20 protein-coding genes are annotated in these 23,477 nt (G+C 73.4%); 16 read left to right on the top strand and 4 right to left on the bottom strand.

Annotated features, from left to right (window positions below; translation table 11 throughout):
- Window positions 1-2: 2 nt before the first annotated feature.
- Genes SM452_RS11130 through SM452_RS11085 form a run of 10 tightly spaced genes read left to right on the top strand, consistent with a single transcriptional unit; the run spans window position 3 to window position 12,520 of the window.
- Window positions 3-2,036 carry an ABC transporter ATP-binding protein gene (locus tag SM452_RS11130; RefSeq protein WP_463839900.1) on the top strand — a complete coding sequence of 678 codons (2,034 nt, stop codon included), beginning with the start codon at window positions 3-5 and terminating at the stop codon, window positions 2,034-2,036.
- Complete coding sequence (locus SM452_RS11125) at window positions 2,033-4,084, top strand: hydantoinase/oxoprolinase family protein (protein WP_463839847.1); 2,052 nt, start codon at window positions 2,033-2,035, stop codon at window positions 4,082-4,084. Before SM452_RS11130 ends, SM452_RS11125 begins: the two co-directional genes overlap by 4 nt.
- Window positions 4,081-5,769: a hydantoinase B/oxoprolinase family protein gene (locus SM452_RS11120; protein ID WP_262012111.1), complete on the top strand. Its 1,689-nt coding sequence runs from the start codon at window positions 4,081-4,083 to the stop codon at window positions 5,767-5,769. Before SM452_RS11125 ends, SM452_RS11120 begins: the two co-directional genes overlap by 4 nt.
- Window positions 5,762-7,432, top strand: a complete 1,671-nt coding sequence (locus tag SM452_RS11115; protein ID WP_463839846.1) for a hydantoinase B/oxoprolinase family protein — start codon at window positions 5,762-5,764, stop codon at window positions 7,430-7,432. The genes SM452_RS11120 and SM452_RS11115 overlap by 8 nt, the downstream gene beginning before the upstream one ends.
- Complete coding sequence (locus tag SM452_RS11110) at window positions 7,429-8,694, top strand: amidohydrolase family protein (protein ID WP_355513059.1); 1,266 nt, start codon at window positions 7,429-7,431, stop codon at window positions 8,692-8,694. The genes SM452_RS11115 and SM452_RS11110 overlap by 4 nt, the downstream gene beginning before the upstream one ends.
- A complete protein-coding gene (locus SM452_RS11105) occupies window positions 8,691-9,104 on the top strand; it encodes a nuclear transport factor 2 family protein (protein ID WP_262012114.1) in 414 nt (137 codons plus the stop codon). The genes SM452_RS11110 and SM452_RS11105 overlap by 4 nt, the downstream gene beginning before the upstream one ends.
- Window positions 9,101-10,105 (top strand): zinc-binding dehydrogenase, encoded by a 1,005-nt coding sequence (locus tag SM452_RS11100; protein WP_355513055.1) that lies wholly within the window; start codon window positions 9,101-9,103, stop codon window positions 10,103-10,105. Before SM452_RS11105 ends, SM452_RS11100 begins: the two co-directional genes overlap by 4 nt.
- Window positions 10,102-10,428, top strand: a complete 327-nt coding sequence (locus tag SM452_RS11095; protein ID WP_151500654.1) for a TIGR04076 family protein — start codon at window positions 10,102-10,104, stop codon at window positions 10,426-10,428. Before SM452_RS11100 ends, SM452_RS11095 begins: the two co-directional genes overlap by 4 nt.
- Window positions 10,425-11,423 carry an LLM class flavin-dependent oxidoreductase gene (locus SM452_RS11090; RefSeq protein ID WP_463839845.1) on the top strand — a complete coding sequence of 333 codons (999 nt, stop codon included), beginning with the start codon at window positions 10,425-10,427 and terminating at the stop codon, window positions 11,421-11,423. The genes SM452_RS11095 and SM452_RS11090 overlap by 4 nt, the downstream gene beginning before the upstream one ends.
- Window positions 11,424-11,428: 5 nt before the next feature.
- A complete protein-coding gene (locus SM452_RS11085; protein ID WP_262012117.1) occupies window positions 11,429-12,520 on the top strand; it encodes an alpha/beta hydrolase in 1,092 nt (363 codons plus the stop codon).
- 74 nt (window positions 12,521-12,594) lie between these two features.
- Here the strand turns inward: SM452_RS11085 and SM452_RS11080 are convergent, their stop codons facing one another.
- Window positions 12,595-13,230, bottom strand: coding sequence for a helix-turn-helix domain-containing protein (locus SM452_RS11080; protein ID WP_262012118.1), 636 nt, complete (start codon window positions 13,228-13,230; stop codon window positions 12,595-12,597).
- 143 nt (window positions 13,231-13,373) lie between these two features.
- Entirely contained in the window at window positions 13,374-14,054 is a 681-nt protein-coding gene (locus SM452_RS11075) for a hypothetical protein (protein ID WP_355513050.1), read from the bottom strand.
- A 448-nt stretch (window positions 14,055-14,502) separates the two neighbouring features.
- Between SM452_RS11075 and SM452_RS11070 the strand changes: the two genes are divergently transcribed.
- The gene (locus SM452_RS11070) at window positions 14,503-17,640 is read left to right on the top strand and encodes a BTAD domain-containing putative transcriptional regulator (protein ID WP_463839844.1); all 3,138 of its coding nucleotides are present in this window, start codon (window positions 14,503-14,505) and stop codon (window positions 17,638-17,640) included.
- Here SM452_RS11070 and SM452_RS11065 read toward each other — a convergent pair.
- Complete coding sequence (locus tag SM452_RS11065) at window positions 17,624-18,370, bottom strand: ABC transporter permease (RefSeq protein ID WP_262012121.1); 747 nt, start codon at window positions 18,368-18,370, stop codon at window positions 17,624-17,626. The two genes, SM452_RS11070 and SM452_RS11065, sit on opposite strands and share 17 nt — an antisense overlap.
- The gene (locus tag SM452_RS11060) at window positions 18,367-19,308 is read right to left on the bottom strand and encodes an ATP-binding cassette domain-containing protein (protein ID WP_355513041.1); all 942 of its coding nucleotides are present in this window, start codon (window positions 19,306-19,308) and stop codon (window positions 18,367-18,369) included. Before SM452_RS11060 ends, SM452_RS11065 begins: the two co-directional genes overlap by 4 nt.
- Window positions 19,309-19,401: 93 nt before the next feature.
- Here SM452_RS11060 and SM452_RS11055 point away from each other — a divergent pair, with 93 nt between their 5' ends.
- The 5 genes from SM452_RS11055 (at window position 19,402) to SM452_RS11035 (ending at window position 23,477) form a co-directional block, all read left to right on the top strand.
- A complete protein-coding gene (locus SM452_RS11055; protein ID WP_355513038.1) occupies window positions 19,402-19,974 on the top strand; it encodes a DUF4240 domain-containing protein in 573 nt (190 codons plus the stop codon).
- 77 nt (window positions 19,975-20,051) lie between these two features.
- Window positions 20,052-21,083: a DUF3800 domain-containing protein gene (locus SM452_RS11050; protein WP_463839843.1), complete on the top strand. Its 1,032-nt coding sequence runs from the start codon at window positions 20,052-20,054 to the stop codon at window positions 21,081-21,083.
- Window positions 21,080-22,069 carry a BtrH N-terminal domain-containing protein gene (locus SM452_RS11045; RefSeq protein ID WP_357208407.1) on the top strand — a complete coding sequence of 330 codons (990 nt, stop codon included), beginning with the start codon at window positions 21,080-21,082 and terminating at the stop codon, window positions 22,067-22,069. The genes SM452_RS11050 and SM452_RS11045 overlap by 4 nt, the downstream gene beginning before the upstream one ends.
- Window positions 22,070-22,116: 47 nt before the next feature.
- Window positions 22,117-22,650, top strand: coding sequence for a GNAT family N-acetyltransferase (locus SM452_RS11040; RefSeq protein WP_355513029.1), 534 nt, complete (start codon window positions 22,117-22,119; stop codon window positions 22,648-22,650).
- 176 nt (window positions 22,651-22,826) lie between these two features.
- On the top strand, window positions 22,827-23,477 hold the full coding sequence (locus tag SM452_RS11035; protein WP_355513026.1) for a DUF6461 domain-containing protein: 651 nt from the start codon (window positions 22,827-22,829) through the stop codon (window positions 23,475-23,477).

Raw genomic sequence — 23,477 nt, 5'->3', positions numbered from 1 at the left:
CCATGCTGTCGATCGAGAACCTCTCCGTGACGATCCGCCGGCCCGGCCGGCAGGTGGCAGCGCTCAGCGGCGTGAGCTTCGCCGTCCGGCCCGGCGAGGTCGTCGGCCTGGTCGGCGAGAGCGGCGGCGGCAAGAGCATGGTGGCCCGCGCCGTCGTCGGGCTGCTGCCCGGCGGCTCGCACGCCACCGGGCGGGTGCTGTTCGGCGACTCGGACGTGCTGCGCATGGACGACGCCGCGCTCGCCGCCCACCGCGGGCGGGGGGTGGCGATCTGCTTCCAGAACCCGCGCGGCGCGCTCAGTCCCACCCGCACCATCGGCAAGCAGCTCGTCGACCGGCTCGCCACCCACCAGGAGATGTCCGGCGAGCGGGCCCGGGAGGCGGCGCGCGAGCTGTTCGAGGCGGTCGGCATCCGCAGCCCGCAGCGGCGGCTCGACGCGTACGCCCACGAGCTGTCCGGCGGCATGGCCCAGCGCGTGATGATCTCGCTGGCCACCGGCTGCGCGCCGGAGCTGCTGATCGCCGACGAGCCGACCACCGGCCTCGACGTGACACTGACCCGGGAGATCCTGCGCCAGTTCCGGCACGCCGCCGACACCGACGGCCGGGGCGTCCTGCTGATCTCGCACGACCTGGCGTCCATCGCGGAGGTCTGCGACCGGGTGGTGGTGCTCTACGCCGGCACCGTGGTGGAGAGCGGACCGGCCGCGCAGGTGCTGCGGGAGCCCGCGCACCCGTACACCCGGGCGCTGCTGCGTTCGGTGCCGGACGTCAGCGGCCGGCCGGTCGTCGCCACCCCCGGCGCCATGCCGCTGCTGACGCAGGCGCCGCACAACTGCCCGTTCGTCGCCCGGTGCGCGCACGCCGACGGCACCTGCTCGTCCCGGCGCCCGGCCACCGTGCCGGTGCCCGGCGGCGGCGAGTGGTCGCTCGCCTGCTTCCACCCGCAGACCCGGCCGCTGGACGCCGACGTGCCGCGGGCGGCGCACACGCCGGCCGCGTCCGACGTGGTCGCGGCCGGCACCGACCCGAAGCCCGCGGTGCTGGAGATCGAGGACGCGCACGTCGTCTATCGCAGCCGGTTCGGTTCCGGCGGGCACCACGCGCTGCGCGGCGTCACGCTCCGGCTCGGGCCGGGCGAGACGCTCGGCGTGGTGGGCGAGAGCGGCTGCGGCAAGAGCACCCTCGCGAAGCTCGTGATGGGCCTGGTCGCGCCCACGTCCGGCACCGTCACGGTCGCCGGGCAGGCGCTGGTCAAGCAGCCGGGCCGCACCCGGCCGCGGGGCCGGGCGCTGCGCCGGGCCCGCACCCGGGCGCAGCTCGTGTTCCAGGACCCGATCGGCTCGCTCAGCCCGCGCCGTCCCGTCGGCGACTCCATCGCCGAGCCGCTGCGCGCCGCCGGCCTGTCCCCGGCGCAGCGGGAGGCGCGCGTCACCGCCGTGCTGGACCGGATGGAGCTGGACCGGTCGATCCTTCAGCGCTACCCGCACGAGCTGTCCGGCGGCCAGGCGCAACGCATCGGCATCGCCCGCGCGCTGGTCGGCGAGCCGGACCTGATCGTCTTCGACGAGCCGACGTCGGCGCTGGACGTCACCGTCCAGGCGCAGATCCTCGACGTGATCGCCGACGTGGCCGCCGACGCGGACCGCGCCTCGGTGTTCATCTCCCACGACCTGGCCACGGTGCGCGGGTTCGCCGACCGCGTCGTGGTGCTCTACCTCGGCCGGGTCGTCGAGGAGGGACCGGTGGACGTCGTCTTCGACACGCCCCGGCACCCGTACACCCGGGCGTTGCTGGGCAGCGCCCCCCGCCTCGGCGGGACGGCCGGGTCCGACGGCGAGGCCGTCGAGCTGGTCAAGGACCTGGAGGAAGCCGACGCCGCGACCGGGTGCCCACTGGCCGCCCGGTGCCCGTTCGTCACCGACCGGTGCCGATCGGAGCAGCAGGAGCTTCAGTCGTACGGCGAGAGCCGGGCCGCCTGCTGGCGCGTTCCCGAGCTTCCCGCCCTCATCGGAAGGCAGGCTGTCACGCCATGACCCGTCGCCCCATCCGGCTCGCCGTCGACATCGGCGGGACCTTCGTGGACGCCATGGAGCTGGACACGCGCACCAACCGGGTCCGCTTCCGCAAGGCGGCCACGACCCCGGCCCGGCCCGCGGACGGTGTCCTCAACGCGATCACCGCGCTCGGCACCGACCTGTCCGAGGTGGAGCTGTTCATCCACGGCACCACGCTCGGCCTCAACGCGGTGCTGGAGCGTCGTGGTGGCCGTACCGGCATCATCACCAACGAGGGCTTCCGGGACATCTTCCTGATCGGCCGCGGCAACGTGCCGTCCGACCACATGTACGACTTCCAGTACCAGCGGCCGGAGAGCCTGGTGCAGCGCCGCTTCACCGCCGGTGTGCGGGGCCGCCTCGACTACCGGGGACGCGTGGTGGAGCCGCTGGACCCGGACAGCGTCCGGGAGGCCGCCCGCACGCTCGTGGTGGACCAGCAGGTCACCTCGATCGCCATCTGCTTCCTGCACTCGTTCCTCGACCCGAGCCACGAGCGGGAGGCCGCGCGCCTCATCCACGAGGAGTTCCCCGAGGTCAGCCTGTCGCTGTCGACAGACATCGTGCGCGAGTACCGGGAGTACGAGCGCACCAGCACCACGGTGCTGGAGGCGTACATCCGGCCGATCTTCGAGCGGTACGTGGACGAGCTGGAGTCCGGCCTGGCCGAGCGCGGGTTCGCCGGGCGCTTCCTGATCATGCGGTCCGGTGGCGGCTCGATGACCAGCGCGGTCGCCAAGACCGCACCCACGCACACCGTGCTGTCCGGCCCGGCCGGCGGCATCGTCGGCGCCGCCTACGTCGCCTCGGAGCTGGGCCGGGACAACGTGCTCACGTTCGACATCGGCGGCACCTCGCTGGACGCCTGCGTGATCGAGCGCGGCAACCCGGTCGCCGCGTACGAGGCCCAGCTGGAGCACTTCCCGCTGCTCATCCCGACGTACGACATCCGTACCATCGGCGCCGGCGGCGGCTCGATCGCCTGGCTGGACCACGGCCTGCTCAAGGTCGGCCCGCAGAGCGCCGGCGCCGACCCCGGCCCGGTCTGCTACGGCCGGGGCGGCACCAGGCCGACTGTGACCGACGCGGCGGTGGTGCTCGGTTACATGGACCCGGACCGCTTCCTCGCCGGCACCATGGGGCTGCGCGACGCCGAGGCGCGCGCCGCGATCGCCGAGCAGCTCGCCGATCCGCTCGGCCTGAGCGTGGAGAACGCGGCGGCGGGCGTCTTCGACGTGCTGCTGGCCCGCACCGTCGGCGCGGTCCGGCAGATCACCGTCGAGCGGGGTCACGACCCGCGGCAGTTCGCGCTGCTCGCGTTCGGCGGCGCCGGACCGCTGCTGGCGCCGCTGCTGGCCCGGGAGATGGGCATCGGCGAGGTGGTCGTGCCGTTCGCGCCGTCCGGTTTCTCCGCCTGGGGCATGCTCTCGGCCGACATCGTCAACGACTTCAGCCGTACCGTGATGGCCACGCTCGACGACGCGGACCTGTCGGAGCTGGAGCAGCTGTTCAAGGCCGTCGAGGCCGAGGCGGTCGCGTCGCTGGTGGCGCAGGGCGTGCCGGCCGGCGAGGCGGTGCTGGAGCGGCAGTTCGAGCTGCGCTACCTGGGCCAGGAGCACAGCCTGATGGTCACCGTCGGGCGTGAGCTGGACCGCGACGCGATCCGCGCCGCGTTCGACGAGACGCACCGCACCCGGTACGGCCACACCATGGGCAACCCGCTCCAGATCCTCAACCTGCGGGTGCGCGGCATCGGGCGCACCGACCGGCCGGAGCTGGAGACCCTGCCGCGCGGCGACGGCGACCCGTCGCAGGCGCTGCTGGCGCACCGCGACGCGTACGACTTCGGGCAGCACGCGGTGGTGCCGTTCGCGGTCTACGACCGCGCCCGTCTGGAGCCGGGCGACACCTTCGACGGACCGGCGCTGGTCGACGAGGGCACGTCCACCACTGTGGTGCCCAGCGGTCAGCGGGTCACCGTCGACGACCACGAATACCTGCTCGTCACCCTGGAGGAAGCCGCATGACCACGCTGGACGGAGCCCAGGTCGAGGTCGTCCGCAGCTATCTGCTGTCGGCCGCGGAGGAGATGCGGGCCACCCTCATCCGTACCTCGTTCAACCCGGTCATCTACGAGGTGCACGACTTCGGCCTGTCGATGTACGACGCCGACCTGCGGCTGGTCGCCGAGGCCACCGGGCTGACGTTCTTCCTCGGTGCGAACGACTTCTCGCTGCGCAAGGGCGTGGAGTACGTCGGCCGGGAGAACCTGCACCGCGGCGACGTGGTGCTGCTCAACTACCCGTACTGGAACGCGGCGCACGCGTACGACGCGACGCTGTTCGCCCCGGTGTTCCGGCCGGACGAGGCGGACCCGGACGCGGACGGCGACCTGGTCGGCTTCCTCTGCGTCCGCGCGCACTGGATGGACCTGGGCGCCAAGGACCCGGGCTACGTGCTCGACTCGACCGACATGCACCAGGAGGGGCTGATCTTCCCGGGCACCAAGGTCGTGTCCCGGGGCGTGCCGGTGCGCGAGATCCACGAGCTGATCCGCTTCAACTCGCGGATGCCCGACGCGGTGCTCGGTGACCTGCACGCGCAGATCGCCGCGCTGCGTACCGGCGAGCGCCGGATGCTGGAGATCATCGAGAAGTTCGGCCGGGACACCGTCGACCAGGCGATCGACCGGATCATCGCCGACGGCGAGGCCCGCGCCCGGGCGGCGCTCGCGACGCTTCCGCAGGGCACCTGGACCGCCGAGGACTGGGTGGACGACGACGGCATCACCGACGACCCGGTGAAGATGCGCGTCACGGTGACGATCGACGACGGGCGCTTCATCGTCGACTTCGCCGGCTCGGCCCCGGCCACCCGTGGCCCGATCAACATGCCGTTCGGGGCGACCGAGGCGATCTGCAAGGTCGTGCTGAAGTCGCTGACGTCGCGGGACGAGCCGTCGAACGCCGGCACCGTGGCACCGCTGGAGGTGCGGGCCGAGCCGGGCACCCTGTTCCACGCCGTCTACCCGCAGCCCACGTTCACGCTCTGGACCGGCATCGTCGCGGTGGAGCTGATCCTCAAGGCGCTGGCGCAGGGCATGCCGGACCGGCTGCCCGCCTCCTCCGGCGGCGACGTGCCCGGCTTCATGATGGTCGGCCTGCACCCGGACACCGGGAAGATGTTCGCGGTCAGCAACAACGACCTGGTGGGCTGGGGCGGCACCGCGCAGCACGACGGCATGGACGCCGCCACGCACGTCTCCGGCAGCACCGGCCGGGGCACCCCGATCGAGGTCATGGAGGCCAAGACCGGGATGTTCTTCGAGCGCTGGGAGATCCGCGCGGACTCCGGTGGCGCGGGCCGGTTCCGGGGCGGCTGCGGCCTGCGGCGGGACATCCGGTTCCTGACCCCGGGCGAGTTCCTCACCGTCATCAAGAAGACAAAGAGCGCGCCGTGGGCGCTCGACGGCGGCGAGCAGCCCGAGCCGAACCAGGTGGTCGTGTTCCCGGGCACCGACCGCGAGCACCGGGTGAGCACCAAGCGCACCGTGGTGGCGGCGGGCGACCGGGTCACCCTGCTGACCGCCGGTGGCGGCGGGCACGGCGACCCGCGCGGCCGCGACCCGGAGGCGGTGCGGCGGGACGTGGCCGAGGGCTACGTCTCCCGGGAGGCGGCCCGGGACGTCTACGGAGTGGACGTCGATGGGTGAGCCGACGGTCGACGGGGCGACCGTCGAGGTCGTCCGCAGCCATCTCGTCTCGGCCGCCGAGGAGATGCGGGCCGCGCTGGTGCGCACCGCGTTCAACCCGGTGATCTACGAGGTGTACGACTTCGGCATCTCCGTCTACGACCGGCGGCTGCGGCTGGTCGCGGAGTCCACGGGGTTGTCCCGCTTCCTCGGCGCCAACGACTACTCGCTGCGCAAAGGCGTCGAGTACGTCGGCGTGGAGAATCTGCACCGCGGCGACGTGGTGCTGCTCAACTACCCGTACTGGAACGCGGCGCACACGTACGACGCGACGATGTTCGCGCCGGTCGTGCTGCCGGACAGCGAGGAGCTGATCGGTTTCCTGTGCATCCGGGCGCACTGGATGGACCTGGGCGCCAAGGATCCCGGCTACGTGCTCGACTCCACGGACATGCACCAGGAGGGGATCATCTTCCCCGGCACGAAGGTGTACTCCCGGGGCGAGCCGGTGTCGGAGATCCACGAGGTGATCCGGTTCAACTCGCGGATGCCGGAACTCGTGCTCGGCGACCTCAACGCGCAGATCGCCGCGCTGCGGACCGGCGAGCGGCGGGTGACCGAGCTGTACCGCCACTACGGCCCCGCAGTGGTCGACGCGGTGGTCGACCGGGTGATCGACGCCGCCGCGCAGCGTGCCGGGGAGGCGGTGGCCGCGTTGCCGCAGGGCAGCTGGACCGCCGAGGACTGGCTCGACGACGACGGCGTCACCGACGACCCGATCCGGATGCGGGTCACCGTCACCGTTGCCGACGGCGAGTTCACAGTGGACTTCGCCGGGTCGTCGCCGGCGGTGCCCGGGCCGGTGAACCTGCCGCTGGGCGCGACCATCGCCACCTGCCGGGTCGCGTTCAAGGGGGTCACCACGCCGCACGAGCAGACGAACGCCGGGCACTTCGCGCCCCTGCGGGTACGCGCCGAGCCCGGTACGTTGTTCCACGCGCAGTACCCGGCCGCCACGTTCACCCAGTGGACCGGCACCGTCGCGCTGGAGTTGATCCTCAAGGCGCTGGCGCAGGGCATGCCGGATCGGATGGCCGCCTCGTCCGGCGGCGACGTGCCCGGGTTCATGATGGTCGGCCGGCACCCGGACACCGGCGACATGTTCGCGGTCAGCAACAACGACCCGGTCGGCTGGGGCGGCACGCCCCGGCACGACGGCATCGGACCGGCGAACCACCTGTGCCAGACCCAGGCGCGCAACACGCCTGTGGAGGTGCTGGAGTCGAAGACCGGCATGTTCTTCGAGCGCCTGGAGATCCGTACCGACTCCGGTGGCGCCGGCCGGTTCCGGGGCGGCTGCGGCCTGCGGCGGGACATCCGGTTCGTGACGCCCGGTGAGTTCCTGTCGGTGATCAAGAAGACGAAGAGCGCGCCGTGGGCGCTGGCCGGCGGCGAGCAGCCGGAGCCGAACCAGGTGGTCGTCTTCCCTGGCACGGACCGGGAGCACCGGGTGAGCACACGGCGTACCGCGGTGGCGGTGGGGGATCGGGTGACGTTGCTGACCGCCGGTGGCGGCGGGCACGGTGACCCGAGGAGTCGGGATCCGGAGGCGGTGCGACGGGACGTGGCCGAGGGCTACGTCTCCGCGCGGGCCGCCCGAGACGTTTATGGAGTGATCGCGTGAGTGCCGCCTATTCGCCCGAACAGCCGAGCGTGCTGCTCGGCGACTGCACAGTGCTTGATGCCCGCGTGGTGGACGGCATGGCGCCCGTGACCGGCGCCGGGGTGTGGGTCCGGGGTGACCGGATCGCCGCCGTCGGGCCGTACGCCGAGGTGGCCGAGCAGGCGCGGGCCGCCGGCCGGCTGACCGAGGTGGACCTCGACGGCGCCTACGTGACGCCCGGTCTGGTCAACATGCACACCCACTTCTCGCTGTCGCTGCCCGGCTCCGCCGGCGAGGGCGTCAAGGGAATGGGCGCGTACGACCTCGCCCACTACATGGCCGACGGGGCGCGGCGCACGCTGCACTCCGGCGTGACCACTGTGCGCTGCGTGGCGGAGAAGGACCACGCCGACTTCGCGCTGCGGCGGGCGATCAACGCCGGGCGCGTGCCGGGTCCGCGCATCTACACCGCCGGCCGGGCGTTGGTGTGCACCGGCGGGCACGGCCACGAGAGCAACGACACGCTCGAATGTGACGGCCCGGTGGGCTTCCGCCACGGCGTCCGCAGCCAGATCAAGGCCGGCGCCGACCTGATCAAGGTGATGATCTCGGGCGGTATCGCCGGTGAGCACGAGAGCATCCACACGCCCCAGTTGTTCGCCGACGAGATGAGCGCGGTGATCGAGACCGCGCACGCGTGGGGCCGCAAGGTGACAGCGCACGCCGGACCGGCCGACGTGATCGGCGCGGCCGTGGAGCTGGGACTGGACTGCGTGGAGCACGGCTACCAGCTCACTCCGCAGGTCGCGGCGCGGATGGCCGAGCGCGGCACCGCGCTCGTGCCGACGCTGCTGGTGACCCGGTGCAAGGAGTTCTTCGACGAGTTGGGCGTGCCGGAGTGGATGCAGTGCCGGTCGCTCGGCGCCGGCCCCCGGCACCTGGAGAGCTTCGACATGGCGATCGCCGCCGGGGTGGAGGTGCTGCTCGGCAGCGACATGCCCCCGTTCTGGGAGTTCGAGGGCACCACCGCCTCGATTCGGGAGCTGGAGTACATGTCCGAGCGGATCGGCACCGCGCGGGCCATCCACGCCGGCACGCTCGGACCGATCCGGTGGCTCGGCGCCGAGTCCGACCTCGGCACTGTCGAGGCCGGCAAGCTCGCCGACCTGATCGCGACCGACGCCGACCCGCTGGCCGACACCTCGGCGTTCCGGGACGTGCGGTGGGTGATGAAGGGCGGGCAGATCGCCCGCGACGACCGGAACCAGGAGGAGACGCGATGACGTTCGCGGATTCAGGCGCCGCGGCGATCGCCGCCGGCATCGACGACATGTACGACGCGTTCCTCGCCGGGGACCAGCAGCGGTTCGACACGCACCTGGACCCCGACGTGACCACCTGGGAGACGCACCTGCCCGGGCCGCTGCGGACCCGGGCCGAGCTGGACGAGTACCGCGCCCGGCGCGACGCCGCGGGACAGCGGCCCCGGCTGGCGGTGCTCGCCGCGCGGGACAAGCGCATCGACGTCTGGGACGACTTCGGCGTCGCCCGGTACGAGCTGGTCGCGCAGCTCGGCCCGGACGACGAGCCGGAGATCACCCGGGTCACCGACGTGGTGCGCCGGATCGACGGCCGCTGGGTGATCGTGCACCACCACGCCGAGCTGGTCCGGGAACCGGTGGGCGCGGCGTGATCCGGCGGCTGGTCGCCGGGCGGACCGGCGAGCCGGCGGACGTGCTGTCGGTCGCCGAGCTGCCCGACGACCCGCCGCCCGGCCCCGGTGAGGTACGGCTCGCCGTCCGTACGGTGGGGCTGAACTTCCTGGACGTCATGCTCTGCCGGGGCGAGTACCCGGTGCGGCCGGACCCGCCGATGACACCCGGCGTGGAGACGGCCGGCCGGGTCGTCGCCGCCGGAGCCGGGGCCGAGCACCTGCTGGGTCAGGAGGTGCTCGCCTGCCCGGCGCTGCCGCGCGGCGCGCTCGGCAGCACCGTGACCGTGGACGCCGCGGTGGTGGTGCCACGACCGCTCACTGTCGACCCGGTCACCGCGGCGGCGCTGCCGGTCACCTACCAGACCGCGTGGTTCGCGCTGGAACGATCCGCTCTCACCGCGGGGCAGACGGTGCTTGTGCACGCGGGCGCCGGTGGGGTGGGCATCGCCGCGATCCAGCTCGCCGTCGCCCGTGGCGCGCGGGTCCTGGCCACCGCGGGCGGCCCGGCCAAGACCGCGATCTGCCGCGACCACGGCGCCCAGGTGGCGATCGACTACACGGCGGACGACTTCGTGCCCGCCGTGCTGGCGGCCACCGGTGGACGGGGCGTGGACGTCGTGGTGGACCCGGTGGGCGGCGACGTGTTCGCCCGATCCTGGGACTGCCTCGCGTTCGAGGGCCGCCTGGTCGCCGTGGGCGCGGCCGGTGGCGCACCGCCGCCGGTGGACCCGCTGCGGCTGATGGCGGCGAACGCGACGCTCGTCGGCCTGTCCTGGGGCTCGCAGTACCCGTGGCAGCGCGCGTCGGCCGTCGAGGCGGCCTACCAGGAGCTGTTCGACATGTGCGCCTCCGGCACGGTCCGGCCGCCGGTCAGCCGCGTCGTGTCGCTCGACGAGACCCCCGCGGCGCTCACCGAACTGGCCGAACGCCGGACCACCGGCAAGATCATCGTACGGATCGACGAGGGGGAGGGACCGTGAGCGACAGCGACGGCGACATGGAGATCTACGACCTGAAGGTGACAGTCGACCGGATCGAGGGCCGGTCGGTGTGCGGCATGGCCGTGGGCGACCACTTCGAACTGACGAACAGCGCGCACCTGCGGCTGCCCGAGGGAAAGCACTTCTGCGTGTACGCGCTCGCCTCGGTGCTGCCCTTCCTCGCCGCCAAGCAGCGTGATCTGGCGCCGGGGGACTGGCTGGCCCAGGACTCCCACTTCATCTGCCCCGACCCGGAGGAGCGGCTCGTCATGAAGGTGGAACGGACCTGCCGGCGCACGATGAACTCGGCGGACCTGACATGACCGTCGAGATCGGGCTCGGCCTGCAGAGCGACAAGCCGGCCGGCGCCTACGCCCGGCTGGCCCGCGCCGCCGAGGCGCACGGCTTCGACGTGCTCACCGTCTTCGGCGACCTGATGTACCAGCCGCCGATCTTCCCGCTGCTGGAGATGGCACAGGCGACCGAACGGGTACGCCTCGGCGCGGCCTGCCTGAACCCGTACTCGATGGCGCCGTACGAGATCGCCGGTCAGATCGCCGCCCTGGACCTGGCCTCGCACGGGCGGGCCTACCTGGGTCTGGCCCGAGGGACCTGGCTGGGCGCTGTCGGCCTGCCGCAGCCGCGGCCGCTGACCACCCTCGAGGAAGCCGTCCAGGTCGTCTACCGCCTGCTGCGCGGCGACCGCGGCGGCTTTACCGGAAAGGTCTTCTCGCTCGCTCCCGGCACCGCGCTGCGCTACGACGTGCAGCGGCCCGACCCGCCGCTGCTGCTCGGCGCGTGGGGCCCGCAGGGCGCGGCGCTGGCCGGGCGGATCGCCGACGAGATCAAGGTGGGCGGCAGCGCCAACCCGGGCATGGTCCCGGTGATCCGTGAACGGCTGCGGACCGGCGCGGAGAAGGCCGGACGCGACGTCGCGGACGTCGGCATCGTGCTCGGTGCGGTGACGGTCGTCGACACCGACGGCGAGGCGGCCCGCGCCAAGGCCCGCACCGAGGTCGCCATGTACCTGGCGGTGGTGGCCGAGCTGGACCCGACCGTCGAGATGCCGGACGACCTGGTCAAGCGCGTCGGTGACCTGGTCGACGCGGGCGAGGACGAGGCGGCGGGCCGGTTGATCCCGGACGACGTGCTCGACCGGTTCGCCTTCTCCGGCACGCCGGAGCAGGTCGCCGCGCAGGCCCAGGCGCTCATCGACGCGGGCGTGCGCCGGGTCGAGTTCGGTACGCCGCACGGCCTCACCGACGAGCGCGGCGTGGACCTGCTCGGCTCGGCCGTCCTGCCGTTGCTGCGGAGGTGAGCCAGGTGCGGCTCACCGTGGTGGTCGGCCCCGGCCTGGTGGCCGACCCGGCCCTGCTGGCGTCGCTGGCCGACGCCACCTGCGCCGAACTGGACGTCGCCGGTCAGGTGGTCACCGCCGGCTCGGCCGACGAGCTGCGCTCGCTGCTCGCCGCGACGGACCAGCCGGTGGTGGCGCTGCCCGGCCCCACACCGGCGGCCCGTGCCCTCATCGGCGCGCAGCCGTCCGGCGTGGTCTGGTACGACCTGACCGTCGAGTCGCCGGTGCCCGGCGCGGTCCACCTGGCCGGACGGGGACTGTGGGGCCTGGCCTGGGCGATCCGGCACGCCGTGCACCGCCTCCGCGCGCCGGCCACCCGGATCGCCTACGGCCCGGACCCGGACCAGTGGGGCGACCTGCGGCTGCCGTCCACCCCGGACGCCGGGCCGGCGCCGGTCGCGGTGCTGCTGCACGGCGGGTTCTGGCGGTCCATCTGGGGCGCGGACCTGATGGACGCGCTCGCCGCCGACCTGGCCCGGCGCGGGTACGCGTCCTGGAACCTGGAGTACCGGCGCCCGGACCGGCACGGCTGGGACGCGACCACGCAGGACGTCGAGGCGGGCCTGCGCGCGCTGCGGGAACCGGCCCGCGACGGGCTGGTCGACCTGGACCGGATCGTCGTGCTGGGACACTCGGCCGGCGGGCAGCTCGCGTTGCGTGCCGCGGCGGACCTGGCCGCGCGTCCGGGCGGGCCGCGTGTCGCGCTCGCGGTGTCGCTGGCCGGGGTGCTCGACCTCACCGAGGGCGAGCGGCGCTACCTCGGCGACGGCGCTGTCGCCGCCGCTCTGGGCGGTTCACCGGTGACGGCACCGCGCCGGTACGCCGAGAGCGACCCGATGCTCCGCCTGCCGGCCGGGGTGCCCACACTGCTCGTGCAGGGGACGGAGGACAGCCTCGACCTCGTCGACGCCAACCGGCGCTACGCCGCCGCCGCGGCAGCCGCCGGGGACGAGATCCGCCACCTCGAACAGGCGGGGGACCACTTCGCCGTCATCGACCCGGCCTCGGTCATCTGGCAGGACACGATGACCGCCGTGGACGCGCGCCTCGGTCGCTGACGCCACACAGCGAATCGCCCTCCGTGTTCACCTACGTGAAATCGGAGGGCGATTCGTGGTGCCCGGCGTGCCGGTCAGAACAGGCGGGGCGTGACGACCGAGACCACTGTCGTCACCGCGTCGGTGTCGTTGTAGAGCTGGTGCGGCACCGACGAGCGCAGGTGCACGCTGTCGCCCGGGAACAGCCGATGCTCGACGCCCTCGACCTCGTAGAGCAGCTCGCCGGAGATGACGTAGGCGAACTCCTCGCCCCGGTGGCCGTACGCGTTCTCCCGGCGCCCGCCCGGCGCGATGTGCACCAGCATCGGTTCGAGCACCAGGTCCGGCCCCCGGTCGGAGAGCATGCGGTAGGTCTGTTGCCCGGACACGTACTGCGTCGCGGCCGTCTCCGCCCTGGTCAGCGTGAAGTGCCGGGGGAGCGAGGAAACGGTGCTGTCCGGCGACGGCGTGCCGGCGTCGAAGAAGTCGGCCACCGACCGGTCGAGCGCCTTGGCGACGCTGCCGAGCGCGGTCAGGCCGATGGAGGAGATGCCGCGCTCGACCTGGGACAGGAAACCGATGGACAGCCCGGAGCGGGAGGCGAGGCCGCGCAGCGTCAGCCCGCGTTCCTTGCGGTAGCGCCGGATCCGGCCGCCGACGACACCCGCGGGCGTGTTCTCGTCCGCGGCGCCACCGGAGCCGGCCTGCTCCGACGGCGGCTGACTGTTCATGGGCCGCACGGGAACCTCCTGTCGAGGTGGCGGGACCTCCGCCGGGATGTTCGATGGTATCGAACATCCCGGCCGGCGCGCGAGGGGCCGTGCGGCCGGTTTCCCCGCGTCGTCCCGGGTGGACCCCGGCCGGCGTCGCCCGCCTACCGCTTGACGAGATTGCGCAGCGCCGAGAGCAGCGACCGGTGGCTGACCTCGGCGTAGATCTTCTTGTCCGGTCCGTACAGGACCACGAAGGGGCACTGCTGGTCGTCCCCGCCCATGCTCTTGTCCAGCAGCCTGCGGCCGGTCGCCACCTCGTACACCCGCAGGCGGTAGGTGGCCTTCAGCAGCGCCAGCGTGTCCGGCTTCGGGTCGTCGTAGCGGCACTTGCGGATCGTCGCGCCGGTGCTGGTGCGATCCAGGCAGGCGACCATCTGCACGGCCTTCGGGTCCTCCGACGCCCAGGTCCGCTCGACCCGCTTCGACAGGCCCTCGTCGTAGTAGTAGACCCGGTCGTGACGGCGCGTGCCCACGTCGGTGCCGACGAGCAGCGCCACCGGGTGCGGCGCCGCGCCGGTGCGCTTCGGCGACTGCGGGAAGTAGAGGACCCCGTCGCACACGTCGTTGAGGTCGGAGATCTGCGCCGCCGGGAAGTCGCTGGGCTGCGGTCCGCGCGTCGAGGGCTCCACGCTCGCCGTCGCACCCGGCGTGGGCGTCGCGCCGGACGACCGCCAGGGCGCCACCGGCGGCGCGGCCGGCTCCCGCTCGGCCGTCTCGCGGGGCGAGGAACCCAGCAGGAACGCGCCGCCGATCAGGCCAGAGCACGCCACCAGCAGCAGCACGCTCAGCACCGCGACGGCGACGACCAGACCGCGGCTGCGGCCGGACGACGGCGGGCCAGGCGGCGGGTACGGCCCGAACGGCGTGCCCGGCGCGGCGGCCCGTACGGCGGACCCGCTGTGGGCGGTCCGTAAACCGGGCCGGGCGGTTCGTGACCCGGCCCGGTGACGGGTGGTGGTGGCGGGCCGGGAACGGCCGGCGGCATCCAGGCGGTGTCGGCCCGCTGTTCCCCGTTCCCCGTCGCTTCCTGATCGGATCCGGCCCCCGTGTCGGACATGCGCATTCCCCCGTCGAACCCGTGCGGAGCGCGCAACTTATCAGGATCGGTGTCCCGGAGGTGCCCCGTGCGAGATGGGTGCCCTGCCCAGGTAGCGCCGGCACCCGCGCCTGCCACCTGACCGGCGGGGGCGGTGACCCGGGCCGGGTCGCCGGGCGTGGCAGGATCGGCGGGTGCAGATCGGGTTGCTCGGGCCGTTCCAGGTCACCACGGACGCCGGTGTCCCGGCCGACGTGCCGGGCGCGCGGCTGCGCGGGCTGCTGGCCGCCCTCGCGCTCCAGCCCGGCCGGGTGGTTCCGAAGGCGGCGCTCGTCGACTGGATCTGGGGCGAGCAGCCGCCCGCCGACGCCGCGAACGCACTGCAACGGCTGGTGTCCCGGCTGCGCAAGGCCCTGCCGGCGGGCGCTGTCGACGGGCTGCCCGACGGCTACCGGCTCGCCGTCGAGCCCGACGCTGTCGACGCCGTACGGTTCGAACGTCTCGTCCGCCGGGCACGCGACGGGGACGGGACGCAGCGGGTCCGGCTGCTGCGCGAGGCGCTGGGCCTGTGGCGTGGCGACGCGCTTCGCGACGTCGGCCTGCCCGACAGCCCGGCGCTCGACGCGGCGGCCACCCGGCTGGAACGGCTGCGCCTGACCGCGACGGAGGACCGGTACGACGCGGAGATCGGGCTCGGCCGGGAAGCCGACCTGATCCCGGAGCTGACCGACCTGGTGGCGGCCCATCCGGTGCGCGAACGGCTCGCCATGTCGCTGATGCGCGCGCTGGTCGCGGCCGGCCGCGACACCGAGGCGCTGCTGGTCTACCAGCGCACCGCCGACGCGCTCGCCGACGCCCTCGGCGCCGATCCGTCGCCGGAACTGTCGGCGCTGCACGTCGCCCTGCTGCGCGGCGAGACGGTACGCCGGGAGGACACCCGCCGGACCAACCTGCGCGCCGAGCTGACCAGCTTCGTCGGGCGGGACGCCGACCTCGCCGCCGTGGGCGCGCTGGTGGCCGAGCACCGGCTCACCACGCTCACCGGCCCGGGTGGCTCCGGCAAGACCAGGCTGGCCACGGAAACCGGCCGCCGGATGACGGGCGACCTGCCGGACGGGGTGTGGCTGGTCGAGTTCGCCGCCGTCAGCGCCGACGGGGACGTCGTGCAGGCGACGATCTCCGGGCTCGGCCTGCGGGACGCGCTGCTCGGCGACGCGGGCAGCGCGGAACCGGCGGACCGGCTCGTCGCGGCGATCCGGGACCGGGCGATGCTGCTGATCCTGGACAACTGCGAACACGTCGTCGAGCAGGCGGCGGCGCTGGCGCACCGGCTGCTCGGCGAGTGCCGGCGGCTGCGGATACTGGCCACGAGCCGGGAACCGCTGGGCATCACCGGGGAGGCGTTGTGGCCGGTTGCGCCGCTGGGCCTGCCCGGCGGCGACGCCACTGCCGCCGAGGTCGAGTCGTCGCCCGCCGTCCGCCTGCTGCGGGACCGGGCCGCCGCGGTACGCCGGGACCTCGTGTTCGACGCCCGTACCGCGATGACGATGGCGCGCGTCTGCCGCGCGCTCGACGGGATGCCGCTGGCGATCGAGCTGGCCGCGGCGCGGCTGCGCACCATGTCCGTCGACCAGCTCGCCACCCGGCTCGACGACCGGTTCCGGCTGCTCACCGGCGGCAGCCGGACCGCCCTGCCCCGGCACCGGACGCTGCGCGCCATGGTCGACTGGAGCTGGGAACTGCTCACCGACGCCGAACGCGCGGTGCTGCGCCGGCTGTCGGTGTTCTCCGGCGGGGCGAGCCTGGACGCGGCCGAGCGGGTCTGCGCCGGCGGCGCCGTCGAGCCGGGCGACGTGCTCGACCTGCTCACCACGCTCACCGAGAAGTCACTGCTGGTCGCCGCCGGCGACGTCGGGCCGCGCTACCGCATGCTCGGCACCATCAAGGAGTACGCCGCGCAGCGACTCACCGAGGCGGGGGAGGCGGACCTCGCGCGCCACGCGCACCTGGCGTACTTCACCGCACTGGCCGAGACCGCCGAGCCGCGGCTGCGCCGCGCCGACCAGCTCACCTGGCTCGCCCGGCTCGAAGCCGAGCACGACAACGTCACCGCCGCGATGCGCGGGGCGCTCGCCGCGGGTGAGGGGCGCGAGGCGATGCGGCTCGCGGCCGGCGCCGGCTGGTACTGGTGGCTCGGCGGCCACCGCAGCGAGGGCATGGAACTGATCATCGCGGCCACCGAGGCGCCGGGCGACGTGCCCGACGACACCCGCGCCGTGGTGTACGGGCTCGTGGTGCTGTTCCTCAGTTCCGGGCCGGGCGACGCGCAGCACGCGGCGGAGTGGATCCACAAGGCGTACCGGTTGAGCGACGAGGGCCGCGGCAGCCACCCGGAGCTGGCCCTGGTCGTGCCGATGGAGCGCATGCTGCGGGAGCCGGACGCGCTGCTGCCCGCCTGGGAGTCGCTGCTCGACCACGAGGATCCGTGGGTACGCGCGCTGGCCCGGCTGCACCTGGGCAAGCTGCGGGTCATCCTCGGCATCGAGGCGGCGCAGGCGGAGGCGTGCCTGCGGCAGGCGCTCGCCGAGTTCCGGGCCGTGGGCGAACGCTTCGGGATCTCGTTCGCGCTCAGCGAGCTGGCCGAGCTGATCGCCGTACGCGGTGACGTCGCCGCCGCCTGCGACTACTACGAGCAGGCGGTCACGGCGGTCACCGAGGTCGGCGCCGTCGAGGACGTGATCCGGATGCGGGCGCGGCTGGCCTGGCTGTACCGGCTGAGCGGCGACGGGACGGCGAGCGCCGCCGCGCTGGCCGAGGCGCACCGGCTCGCCGCCGGGGTCGCCTGGCCGGGCGCCCTGGCCGAACTGGCGCTGGTCCGGGCGTACCTGGCCCGCCACGACGGTGACGCGGACGAGGCGTACGCGCAGCTGCGGTCGGTGTCGGCGCTGCTCGGCGACGAGGCGGACCTGGCCAGTGTCCGGGCGGGCACCCAGGATCTGCTGGGCTACCTGACCGACGACGCCGAGCTGTCGCGTACCCATCGGGCGGCGGCGTGCCGGGCGGCGCGCGAGGGTGGCTATGCGCCGCTGACCGCGCAGGTGCTCGTCGGTGTCGCGGACCTGGCGTTGCGGCTGGACCGGCCGGACCAGGCGGCGCGGCTGCTCGGCGCCGCCACCGCGGTACGCGGGCAGCCCGACCGCACCCACCCCGACGTGCCCCGGATCGAGGCGGCGGCGCGCGACCGCCTCGGCGACGCGGGGTTCGCCGAGGCGGTCGCACAGGGCCGGGAGACCGGCTGGGAGCGGCTGGTCGAGGTCACGCTCGTTTGGTGAACGTGGACCGCGCCCACAGGTAGCCGACCACCGCGATGCCGGCGCACCAGGCGAGCGCGGGGATCACGTCGCCGGCCGACGGCGCGCCCTCGAGCAGGCCGCGCAGGGTCTCGATGATCGGCGTGAACGGCTGGTACTCGGCGATCTGCCGCAGTCCCGGCCCCATCTTGTCGGCGGGCACGATCGCGCTGCTGAAGAACGGCAGCAGGACCAGCGGCACGGAGGCCATGCCCGCCGACTCCGGCGACTTGGCGAACAGGCCAAGCGCGACCGTGAACCAGCTGACCGCGACGCTGAGCAGCACCACCATGCCGGCCGCACCGAGCCAGTGCAGCGGTCCGGCGGCCGGGCGGAAGCCGAGCAGGAACGCCACCCCGACCAGGGCCGCGACCGCGAGGACGTTCGTCAGCACGGTGGCCACGACGTGGCCGGTCAGCACCGCGCCCCGGGAGACGTGCATGACCTTGAACCGGTTGATGATGCCCTTGGTCATGTCGGAGTTCACCGACGTCGCGGTGCCGCCGAGGCCGTAGCAGACCGCCAGCAGCATCAGGCCCGGCGTCGCGTAGTCGACGTAGTCGACGCCGACGGAGAACGCGTCGCCGAGCATGTACACGAACATCAGCATCACGATGATCGGCATCAGCACCGCGTTGAACACCGACGTGGGGTTACGGCGCAGGTGCGTCAGGTTGCGGCGCAGCATGACGACCGAGTGGTTCCTGCTCATTTCGCGGCCACCTCCGTGGTACGGCCCGTCAGGGCCAGGAAGACGTCGTCGAGGTCGGGGGTCTGTACGGACAGGTCGCCGGCGCTGATCGCGTGCGCGTCGAGCCGGTCGAGCAGGGCGCGCAACGAGGCGGTTCCGCCGTCGGTGGGCACGCGCAGCGCCAGCGCCTCCTCGTCGCGTACCGCCTCGGGCAGCACCAGCGCCGCCGCGTCCAGTTCGGCGCCGGTGCCGAACCGCAACCGCACGTGCGTGCCGGGGATCCGGCGCTTCAGCTCCTCCGGCGTGCCCTGGGCGACCAGCCGGCCCTGGTCGAGCACCGCGATCCGGTCGGCGAGGCGGTCGGCCTCGTCGAGGTACTGGGTGGTGAGGAAGACGGTCACGCCGCCGGCGACCAGTTCCCTGATGATCGACCACATGGTGCGCCGGCTGCGCGGGTCCAGCCCGGTCGTCGGCTCGTCCAGGAAGATGATCCGCGGCTCGCCGACCAGCGTCATCGCCAGGTCCAGCTTGCGGCGCATGCCCCCGGAGTACGTCGACACCAGCTTGTCGGCGGCCTCGACCAGGTCGAACCGTTCCAGCAGCTCGGCGACGACCCGCTTGCCGGTCACGCGGTTGCGCGGACCGAGGTCGACCATCAGTTGCAGGTTCTCCCGCCCGGTGAGCAGTTCGTCCACCGCCGCGAACTGCCCGGTCACGCCGATCGCCGCGCGGACCGCCTTGGCCTCGGTGGCCACGTCGTGCCCGGCCACCCGCACCGACCCGGCGTCGGCGCGGATCAGCGTGGTCAGGATGTTCACAGTCGTCGTCTTGCCGGCCCCGTTCGGGCCGAGCAGGGAGAAGATCGTCCCGGCGGGGACGTCCAGGTCGATGCCGTCGAGCACCACCCGGTCCTTGTACGCCTTGCGCAGCCCGGAGGCCGCTATCGCTGAACTCGTCATGCGACCACCATGGGCGGCCGTACCGCCACCGCCCTGACACGGCGCTGACACGGGCGCTGACAGCTTGTCGGTGGGCCGGCGTACGGTCGCGCCGTGGATCGGGAGACGTTCTGGGACATCGTGGAGCGGGCGCGTCGCGCCGCGGGACGCGAGACGGTCACCGCCGAGGGGGCCGAGGTCGTGGCCCGGCACCTGGTCGCGGAGCTGTCGGTGCTGACTCCGGCGGCGATAGTGGGCTTCGAGCAGGCGTACGACGACGTGACCGAGGAGGGGTGGCGCTGGGACCTGTGGGCGGCCGCCTACCTGATGCGCGGCGGCTGCTCGGACGACGGGTTCGACTACTTCCGCGGCTGGCTGGTCGCGCAGGGGCGGGCGGTCTGGGAGCGGGCCGTAGCCGATCCCGACTCCCTCGCCGACGCCGGTGTCGACCCGGACGACGACGCGGTCGAGTGCGAGGCGGTGCTGAGCGCGGCGGGCGACGCGTACGCCGCGGCGACCGGCACCGACACCGACGCGTTCTGGGAGGCGCTCGCCGCCGCCGACCGCGCTGCTCCCCCCGGCCCGGCGCCGGCCGACCCGGCCGGTGAGGACTTCGACTTCGACGACGACGAGCAGATGCGCGCCCGCCTGCCGCGCCTGGCGGCGATCTACCGGCCGGTGGAATGAGGCGTCACGGCCCGCCGCCGACCCGATCCGGGTTAACCGCTGGTCCACCGCGGGCCGGGTGGGCGAGCATGGTCGGCATGGCCGGGTCGACGGGTGCGAGGCTGCCGCTCCAGGGCGGGCTGCCACCCGGCGAGGCGCTGACCGGCGCGGTGCGGGAGATCGCCTGCGACGAGTCCGGCTTCTCCGGCACCAACCTGCTCGACCCGGCCACCCCGGTGATCGTCCACGCCGGCGTCGACCTGAGCCGCGACGAGGCCGCCGCGTTGATCAGTACGCTGCGGTCCGGGTTCCGGTTCTCGCCCGACGAGGTCAAGTCGCGGCAGTTCCTGCGCCGCCGCGAAGCCGCCGAGGCGGTGCAGTGGTTCCTGTCGGCGTTGCGCGGCCGGGCGCACGTACACCTCGTCGACAAGGAGTTCTTCCTCGCCACCCGCGTCGTCGACCTGCTGCTGGCCGAGCCGTCGTATGCGGCTGGCACCCGGCTTTCCGGTGACCGGCGACCGGCGGCGGCGCTGCACCGGGCCGGGCGGGCGGCCGGGCCCGGCTGGGCGGCCTTCCTCGCGGCAGTGGTCGAGATGCTGCGCACCAAGCGGCGGGACCGGGCGGACGACCGGAGCGTCGAGCGGTTCTTCGCGGCGCGGGACGCGCTGCGGCGCCACGTCGGCGACGCGCAGGCCGGCGCGGTCCTCGACGCGCTCGACCCGGCCCGGGTGGCAGCCGTGCAGGCCCGGTTGTACGCGGGCGACCGGACGATCCCGCCACCGCTGGAGCCGCTGCTGCCGGCGCTGGCCGAGACCGTGCTGCACTGGAGCGCCGGTCGGCGGCGGGTGCTGGTGATCCACGACGAGCAGAGCGCCCTCACCGAGGACCGGCTGCGCCGCCTCCAGGCGGTACTGGCCGCGCGCGACCCGGCCGGCCCGTCGCCGCTGGCGGGGCTGGTGATGACCGACTCGCGCGACGACCCGCGCGTCCAGGCCGCCGACCTGCTCGCCGGGGTGGCCCGCCGGATGTCCGGCACCCCGGGCGACGGGCCGCTGCGCCCGCTGTTGTCCCCACCCTCCGAGCCCGACCCGAACGCCGCCGGTGTGACGGCGGAACAGGAGCCGACGTGATCCTTGACAACGTGACACCTCGCGCCGGGGTGCACTGCGAGACCACCACGCTCGGGGTGCTGACCCGGCACGCCGGCCTGGACCTCTCCGAGCCGATGCTGTTCGGCCTCGGCGAGGGGCTCGGCTTCGTCTACTGGGACGCCAAGGGCATGGACGTGCCGTTCCTCGGCGGACGCACCAAGCCGCTGTGCGTGACCCGGGCCGCCGCCGGCCACCTGGGCCTGGACCTGCGCGTCCGGGAGACGACGTCGGCGGCCAGGGCGTGGCGGAACGTCACCGAGGCGCTGGACGCCGGACAGCCGGTCGGCCTGCAACTGGACTCGTACCACCTGGACTACTTCACCACCAAGGTCCACTTCGGCGGGCACACCGTCGCGATGTACGGCTACGACGACACCCACGCCCACCTGGTCGACACCGCCCAGCAGGGCGGCGCGGTGACCACCACGCTGGACAGTCTGGCCCGGGCCCGCGCCGCGCGTGGACCGATGACCGCGCGCCACCTGTCGTACACGCTCACCGCGCCCGGCGCCCCGCCGGACCTGGACGCCGCCGTCCGCGCGGCGGTCCGCGCCAACGCCGGGGCGTTCCTCGACCCGCCGATCGCCAACCTCGGCCACCGAGGGATCGCCACCGCCGCGGCCCGGGTGACCCGCTGGCTGGGCCGCGCCGCCGACCCGGCCCGTGACCTGCCGCTCGCCGCGACGCTGATGGAACGCGGCGGCACCGGCGGCGCGCTGTTCCGCGCCCTGTACCGGGACTTCCTCGCCGAGGCCGCCACCGTCACCGGCGACGCCCACCTGCGCCGGGCACATCTGATGTACGCCGACATCGCCCCGCTGTGGACCGCCGTGGCCGACCACATCGCGGCCGCCGGGCGCACCGGCGACGCGGCCCATCTGACCCGCGCGTCGGCGGTCCTCACCGACCTGGCCGCCCGGGAACGCGAGGCGATGACAGTGCTGGCCGCCGTCGACGCCGGGTAGGGCCTGTGGCGAAGTCGGAGGCAGGCTTGAACGGCATACTGGTCAGCGTGCCGGAGCAGCAGACAGATCTTCGTCCCGTGACGATGCCTCGGGTCAAGGTTCGTGATGTCGTCGAGGCGGACCGGCCACGTTTCGTAGAGCTCTTCTGCGACGAGTGCTTCATGACTTTCTCTGGCGGCGCCCTGACACTTCGCGAGGCCCACGAGCGGTTCGACCGGACGATCGCGCTGTGCGCGGAGGTCTCGTTCGCCAAGCAGGCGATCGTTGAACTGTCGTCCGGGGTTGTCGTCGGCTATACCGGAGTTGACTGGATCGATCTAGAGGGTCGCCGATGGCTGGAGTGGGGCTACCGACTCGATCCAGCGGCTCGCGGCAAGGGCTACGCCACTGAGGCAACCGAAGCGCTCCTGGTCAGAGCTGCCGGGGAGTACAGCGGCGACCTGCTCGCGATCATCCACCCGGATAACCACCCATCACAGAACGTCAGCCGAAAGCTGGGGTTCCGATGGTGGAAAACGGCCGACGTGAACGGGGCGCTACGCAACATCTACAGGATGCAATTGCCGGCCGCAGGAAGCTAGACCCTCTGCACAGCTATGTTGCCGGTCGACTTCGGCCGCATCGAGAAGCGTGGGGCCGAGGTCGTGGTAGCGGATGTCGGGGTGGACAGGACTGCGCGTCAATCGTCGATAGACCCTCGCTGCCAGCGGCCGGCGCGGTGGTCTGACCGGGCTGCGGCCCTGCCATCATGTCGCGCATGACGACAATCGATCCCTTGGCCCCGTTCCAGTGGCTCAACGTCTCCGACGGCGGTCCCCTGGGTGACATCTTCAGCGTGGCCTTCTTCCACGGGCTCGACCCGGCGGAGGTGGTGTACCGCTTCAGCCGTGAGGAGCACTCCGGCCAGGTGTCGGACTTCAGCGGGCTCGACGACAAGGCACGAAAGTTCCTCGATGAGACGCGCGGCGAGGATGGCGGCGGCTACGTGGGCGTCTTCCAAGCCGGCACGTGGTGCGTGGTCATCGAACCCTACGGCTGGATGACCACGGACCACGAGGTGCTGACGAAACTGTCGCGGGGCTGCGAGGTGCTGGCGGTCACCCGGCACGACTATGCCGAGCACAGCCTCGACTATGCGATCGACGGCACGATCGTCACCGGCTACCGGCTGGAGGTTCCGCACGAGCGCTACGGCTCCGACCCTGACCGGCTCACCGACTTCACGCGTGAGCTCGCCATGGGGCCGGACGAGCCACCGGATCAGGCCGCGTGGGACACCGCCTGTGAGGACGGTTCCTCCAACGCCGTGCCACGAGGGTTCGCCCTGGCGGCGAAGGTGACCGGGGTGTCGTTCGCACCGGACATGCTTGACCGCCCCATGCTCGTGGCGCCTTTCGTCGAGCGGTGA

It is taken from the genome of Micromonospora sp. SYSU B005 (assembly GCF_055362685.1).
The sequence above is the reverse complement of the archived record's forward strand: the minus strand, read 5'-3'. Positions and strand labels throughout refer to the sequence as shown.